The sequence below is a fragment of the Streptomyces pathocidini genome (assembly GCF_001418495.1).
GTDB lineage: Bacteria > Actinomycetota > Actinomycetes > Streptomycetales > Streptomycetaceae > Streptomyces > Streptomyces pathocidini.
Genome location: NZ_LIQY01000215.1, coordinates 1 through 5194, shown reverse-complemented (window position 1 = coordinate 5194; position 5194 = coordinate 1). Strand labels below are relative to the sequence as shown.

The following is a 5194-nucleotide window of genomic DNA, read 5'->3' as shown; positions in this document are numbered from 1 at the left end:
ACGCCGACCTGCGGCGGGCCCTGCGGGACGGCTTCTGGGACCACTTGCAGGCGCAGTTCTAGGCGCGGTTTCCAGGCACGGTCAAAGGCGCGGTTCCGGGCGTGGTTCCGGTGCGGGCCCGGGCGTGATTCCGGGGGCGTCCTGTGGCGAGCCCTGCGGTTCCGGGCGTGGCTCCGATGTGGTTCCGGGCGTGGCTCCGAGCTGGGCGTCGAGCGGGGTGTCGGGCGGGGGCTACGCGCTCGCGTGCCGCTCCCAGAAGTCGGCCATCGCCTCGGCCGTCGGCCCGGGCCGCTCGACGCCGGGGGAGTGCTCGGCGCCCTCGATGACGGTCCGGTGGGCCCGGAGCCGTACGGCCATGTCGTCCATCAGCGGGATCGGCCAGGCGTAGTCGACGGCCCCGGACAGTACGTGCTTGGGCAGCGGCACGGCCGCCAGCTCGGCGACGCGGTCCGGCTCGACGAGCAACTGCCCGCCCGTCGCGACCAGTTGCGCGGGGACCGTGTTCAGCCAGCGCCGGTACAGGAACTCCGCAACGGCCGGCGGGGTCGCCGCGTTCGCGGCCTCCGGGGGGTCGAGGGCGCGCATCGAGCGCCAGACGGTCTCCATGTCGAAGCGGCCGAGCGCGTCGATCAGGATCCGGGTACGGGCCTGCTGGGCCTCGCAGATGGCGGCCGGGCCTGAGGCCATGATCGTGTACGAGGCGAAGGGGGAGGGGTCCTTGAGGACGGCGGCTCGGGTGATCAGGCCGCCGAGCGAGTGGCCGAGCAGGTGCAGGGGCTCGCCTCCGGCCGCGGCCGCCTCCTGGGCGGGAGCGGTCGCCTTCTGCGCGAGGCCGGTACGTGCAGTGGCCTGGGCGAGGATGTCCTGCGCCGCGATGGCAGCGGCCTGGGCGAGGATGTCCTGCGCCAACTCGTCCTGCGCGTAGGCGCTTTCCTCGCGCGGGCCGCCGGACTCGTGCTGGCCGCGGCCGTCCACGGCCACGACGCGGAACCCGCGCCGGGCCAGCGGTTCCAGCAGCGCGAGGAAGTCCTCCTTGCTGCCCGTGAACCCCGGCACGAGCAGCGCGCTGCCCCGTCGTGCCACCCCCTCCGGCGGCAGGCTCTCCAACCCGGCGAACTCCCCACGCCCGGTCCGAAGCCGAAACGCCCGAGCACACGATGGCAATCCGAGAAACAGCGGCAAACTCATACGCCGAGGCTATCCGGGGCCGGCGGATTCACCACGCGGCGGGACGGGCCAGGTGGGCCGTGGTTCGCCCCCGCTGTGGGCATGCGTTCCGCTGGGGGCTGGGGGTCCCCCCAGACTCCGTCCGGGGGGACCCCCATCGCCCTAAGCGGAACGCCTGCCCACACCGGAACGCAACGGGCGCGGCCCGTCCCTGACAAGGGACGGGCCGCGCCCGTTGGTGTGGGGTGGCTCAGCTTTCCGGTGTGGGGTCCGGCTTTGCCGGGCTGGCGGAGCGGGTGCGGCGGCGCCGGCGGGGCTTGGCCGGGGCCTCGGCGTCCGAGGACGCGGCCTTCGGCTCTGCCGCCTCCGGAGCGGCCGAGGTGCTCGCCTCGGTCGCCGCCGGCTTCGCCGCGCGGCTCCGGCGGCGGCGCCGCGGCGCCTTCGTCTCGGCCGTGTCAGCCGCCTCGCCCGAGGCCGTGGCCGAGGCGCCGGCTTCGGCGGCGGTGTCGGACGCCGAGGTGGCGTTTTCCGCGCCCTCCGCGAGCGGCACCCCGCCGCGCATCCGCCGCCGCTGCCGCGGCGCGCGCTTCGGGCGCTCCTCTGTCCGCTCCGCGGACGGGGACGACGCGGGGCGGCCGCCCCGGCGCCCGCGTCCACCGGTCTCGCCGAGGTCTTCGATCTCCTCGGCGTCGAGCCCGGCGCGCGTGCGCTCGGCCCGCGGCAGGACGCCGGTGACGCCCGCCGGAATGCCCAGCAGCTCGTGGAGGTGCTCGGAGGTGGAGTACGTCTCCTCGGGCTCGTCGAACGGCAGGTCCAGCGCCTTGTTGATCAGCTTCCAGCGCGGGATGTCGTCCCAGTCGACGAGTGTGACGGCCGTACCCGAGCGGCCCGCGCGGCCGGTGCGGCCGATGCGGTGCAGGTAGGTCTTCTCGTCCTCGGGGGACTGGTAGTTGATGACGTGCGTCACGCCGTCGACGTCGATGCCGCGCGCGGCGACGTCCGTGCAGACGAGCACGTCCACCTTGCCGTTGCGGAAGGCGCGCAGCGCCTGCTCGCGCGCCCCCTGGCCGAGGTCGCCGTGCACCGCGCCGGAGGCGAACCCGCGGCGCGAGAGCTGCTCGGCGATGTCGGCGGCCGTCCGCTTCGTACGGCAGAAGATCATCGCCAGGCCGCGGCCCTCGGCCTGGAGGATGCGGGAGACCAGCTCCGGCTTGTCCAGGGAGTGCGCGCGGAACACGTGCTGGGTGGTGTTGGCCACCGTCTGGCCCTCGTCGTCCGGCGCGGTTGCGCGGATGTGCGTGGGCTGCGACATGTAGCGCCGGGCGAGCGAGATGACCTGGCCGGGCATGGTCGCGGAGAAGAGCATCGTCTGCCGCTTGGCCGGCAGCTGCTGGATGATCTTCTCGACGTCGGGCAGGAAGCCCAGGTCGAGCATCTCGTCGGCCTCGTCCAGGACGAGCGCCCGGACGGAGGAGAGCCGCAGTTTCTTCTGGCCCGCCAGGTCGAGCAGCCGCCCGGGGGTGCCGACGACCACGTCGACGCCCTTCCTCAACGCCTCGACCTGCGGCTCGTACGCCCGGCCGCCGTAGATCGACAGCACGCGGACGTTCCGGACCTTGCCGGCCGTCTGGAGGTCGTTGGTGACCTGCTGGCACAGCTCGCGGGTGGGGACGACCACCAGCGCCTGCGGGGCGTCGGTCAGCTGCTCGGGCTGGGCCCGGCCGGCTTCGACGTCCGCCGGCACGGTGACGCGCTCCAGCAGCGGAAGGCCGAAACCGAGCGTCTTGCCGGTTCCGGTCTTGGCCTGGCCGATGACGTCGTTGCCCGCGAGGGCCACGGGGAGCGTCATCTCCTGGATGGGAAAGGGGGAAGTGATGCCGACGGCCTCGAGGGCCTCGGCCGTCTCGGGAAGGATCCCGAGGTCTCTAAACGTAGTCAGGGTTTCGCCTCTTCTGTGAGACGCGGCGGGACGGGGCGAGGAGGGTCGTAACCGCACCGGATAACAGTCGGCCGTCGGTGGCCGCGTCAGTGCGGGACCACTGGCTCTCGCGCATCCACTCGCGCCGCGAGCGGGCCCCTCGCTCAGCAGGGCGTACGCGCTCGCACGCCTCCGCGGGGAGGGCTGTCGGTGGGAAGCCGATCGTGCCACCGACCGGGCATCCGCATTCATCAGATCACCCACCGTGTTCCCGGCAGGTGCATTACCACCATACCCCGGAATCGCGCACATGTGTTGGGGCAATTGGGCGGCCCGCCGTGTCGTGCGTGTCTGACCAGGGACTTCCGTGTAGGCGAGAGCGGACTATTGTGCGCTCCATGGAGACGTCTGACGAGACCACCGCCCCCGCCGAGCCGGCCGCCGCGGCCCCCACCGGGATCGCCGCCCAGGACTGGGCGCGGGCATCCGAGGACCCGCAGTACCGGGCCGCCGTCGTGGACCTGCTCGGCGCCCTCGCGTACGGCGAGCTGGCGGCCTTCGAGCGGCTCGCCGAGGACGCCAAGCTGGCGCCGACGCTGGAGGACAAGGCAGAGCTCGCCAAGATGGCCTCCGCCGAGTTCCATCACTTCGAGCGGCTGCGCGACCGGCTCGCGGACATCGACGCCGCCCCGACCGAGGCCATGGCGCCGTTCGCGGCCGCGCTGGACGAGTTCCACCGCCAGACCGCGCCGTCCGACTGGCTGGAGGGCCTGGTCAAGGCGTACGTCGGGGACTCCATCGCCAGCGACTTCTACCGCGAGGTCGCCGTACGGCTCGACTCCGACACCCGGGACCTGGTCCTGCAGGTGCTGGACGACACCGGCCACGCCTCGTTCGCCGTGGAGAAGGTGCGCGCCGCGATCGAGGCCGAGCCGCGGGTCGGCGGGCGGCTCGCGCTGTGGGCGCGGCGGTTGATGGGCGAGGCGCTCAGCCAGGCGCAGCGGGTCGTCGCGGACCGGGACGCGCTGTCCACGATGCTCGTGGGCGGCGTCGCGGACGGCTTCGATCTGGCCGAGGTGGGGCGGATGTTCTCGCGGATCACCGAGGCGCACACCAAGCGCATGGCCGCACTGGGCCTCGCGGCCTGAGCGGTACGGGCCCGCGCCGGCGCACCGGACGCGGGCCCACTACGGGACGGGGCGGGAGGGGTCAGACCGCCGGTGATCGGCGCACCTGGCGCCCGCCCGCCGGCCTGACCAGCAGCGACAGCAGGGCCGCGCCCACGGCCAGCCCCCCGAGCAGGGTCGCCAGCGGGTGGCCCGCGCCGATGACGGTGTACGTGATGAGGGCACCGAAGAGGGCGGCGACCGCGCCCGTGACGAGCACCAGGGGGCGGGCGGGGAGCCGGCCGGGCAACCAGCGGGCGGCGGCGTAGGCGACCGTCAGGCCGAGGACCATCGAGCCGAGCGCTTCCCAGATCATGTGTCGCGTCCTCCCGCACGGCTTCCGGCCGGCAGGTGCCGACCGGTCCACGGCCGTCGTACCCCCGCCCTCCGCCCCGTAATCCTGTGCGATCGCCCAGGTGGGGACAGATGTACGGCGGCCCGGTGGTCGGGTTGGACCACCGGGCCGCCGTGCGGTTGCGCTGGGCGCCGGGTTGCTACAGGGCGGCGCCGAAGCCGACCTTGCGGGTGGTCGGCTCGCCGATCTCCACGTAGGCCAGCCGGTCGGCCGGGACCAGGACCTTGCGGCCGTGGTCGTCCACCAGGCTGAGCAGCTGCGACTTGCCGGAGAGCGCCTCGGCTACGGCGCGCTCGACCTCCTCGGCGCTCTGCCCGCTCTCCAGGGTGATCTCGCGGGGCGCGTGCTGCACGCCGATCTTGACCTCCACGGCTTCGTCCCTCCGACGGTCAGTTGGGTGCGCGGCCATCCGCGCCGTACGCAGCACACCCTAGCCGGGTCGGCCCGCCCGTAAGCGCCCTGTTCACAACGCCGGCAGCGAACGCGCCGCCACTGAGGCGAGGGCGGCGGGCGGTTCGGCGCCGCCGTGGTCGTGTCACGGGGTTCCTCGGCGTCGCGGGGAAGGATCTTCCCGCCGCCGCGGCGGCG

General features: G+C 73.9%; 5 protein-coding genes. 1 reads left to right on the top strand and 4 read right to left on the bottom strand.

From position 1 onward, the window contains the following. Positions 1 to 231: 231 nt before the first annotated feature. Positions 232 to 1188: an alpha/beta fold hydrolase gene (locus AOK16_RS12160; protein WP_055472277.1), complete on the bottom strand. Its 957-nt coding sequence runs from the start codon at positions 1186 to 1188 to the stop codon at positions 232 to 234. A gap of 229 nt (positions 1189 to 1417) precedes the next feature. Continuing rightward, complete coding sequence (locus AOK16_RS12155; protein ID WP_055472276.1) at positions 1418 to 3016, bottom strand: DEAD/DEAH box helicase; 1599 nt, start codon at positions 3014 to 3016, stop codon at positions 1418 to 1420. Positions 3017 to 3483: 467 nt separating this feature from the next. On the opposite strand from AOK16_RS12155, the gene AOK16_RS12150 reads away from it, so the two are divergent. Continuing rightward, positions 3484 to 4233 (top strand): ferritin-like fold-containing protein, encoded by a 750-nt coding sequence (locus AOK16_RS12150; RefSeq protein ID WP_055472275.1) that lies wholly within the window; start codon positions 3484 to 3486, stop codon positions 4231 to 4233. A gap of 61 nt (positions 4234 to 4294) precedes the next feature. Here the strand turns inward: AOK16_RS12150 and AOK16_RS12145 are convergent, their stop codons facing one another. After that, positions 4295 to 4567, bottom strand: a complete 273-nt coding sequence (locus tag AOK16_RS12145) for a hypothetical protein (RefSeq protein ID WP_055472274.1) — start codon at positions 4565 to 4567, stop codon at positions 4295 to 4297. Positions 4568 to 4745: 178 nt separating this feature from the next. Beyond that, positions 4746 to 4976, bottom strand: a complete 231-nt coding sequence (locus tag AOK16_RS12140) for a DUF3107 domain-containing protein (protein WP_055472273.1) — start codon at positions 4974 to 4976, stop codon at positions 4746 to 4748. Between the last annotated feature and the right edge of the window lie 218 nt (positions 4977 to 5194).

Coding starts and splice junctions, on each gene's coding strand:
- AOK16_RS12160 (WP_055472277.1), bottom strand. CDS start 1,188: ATGAGTTTGCCGCTGTTTCTCGGATTGCCATCGTGTGCTCGGGCGTTT.
- AOK16_RS12155 (WP_055472276.1), bottom strand. CDS start 3,016: ATGACGCTCCCCGTGGCCCTCGCGGGCAACGACGTCATCGGCCAGGCC.
- AOK16_RS12150 (WP_055472275.1), top strand. CDS start 3,484: ATGGAGACGTCTGACGAGACCACCGCCCCCGCCGAGCCGGCCGCCGCG.
- AOK16_RS12145 (WP_055472274.1), bottom strand. CDS start 4,567: ATGATCTGGGAAGCGCTCGGCTCGATGGTCCTCGGCCTGACGGTCGCC.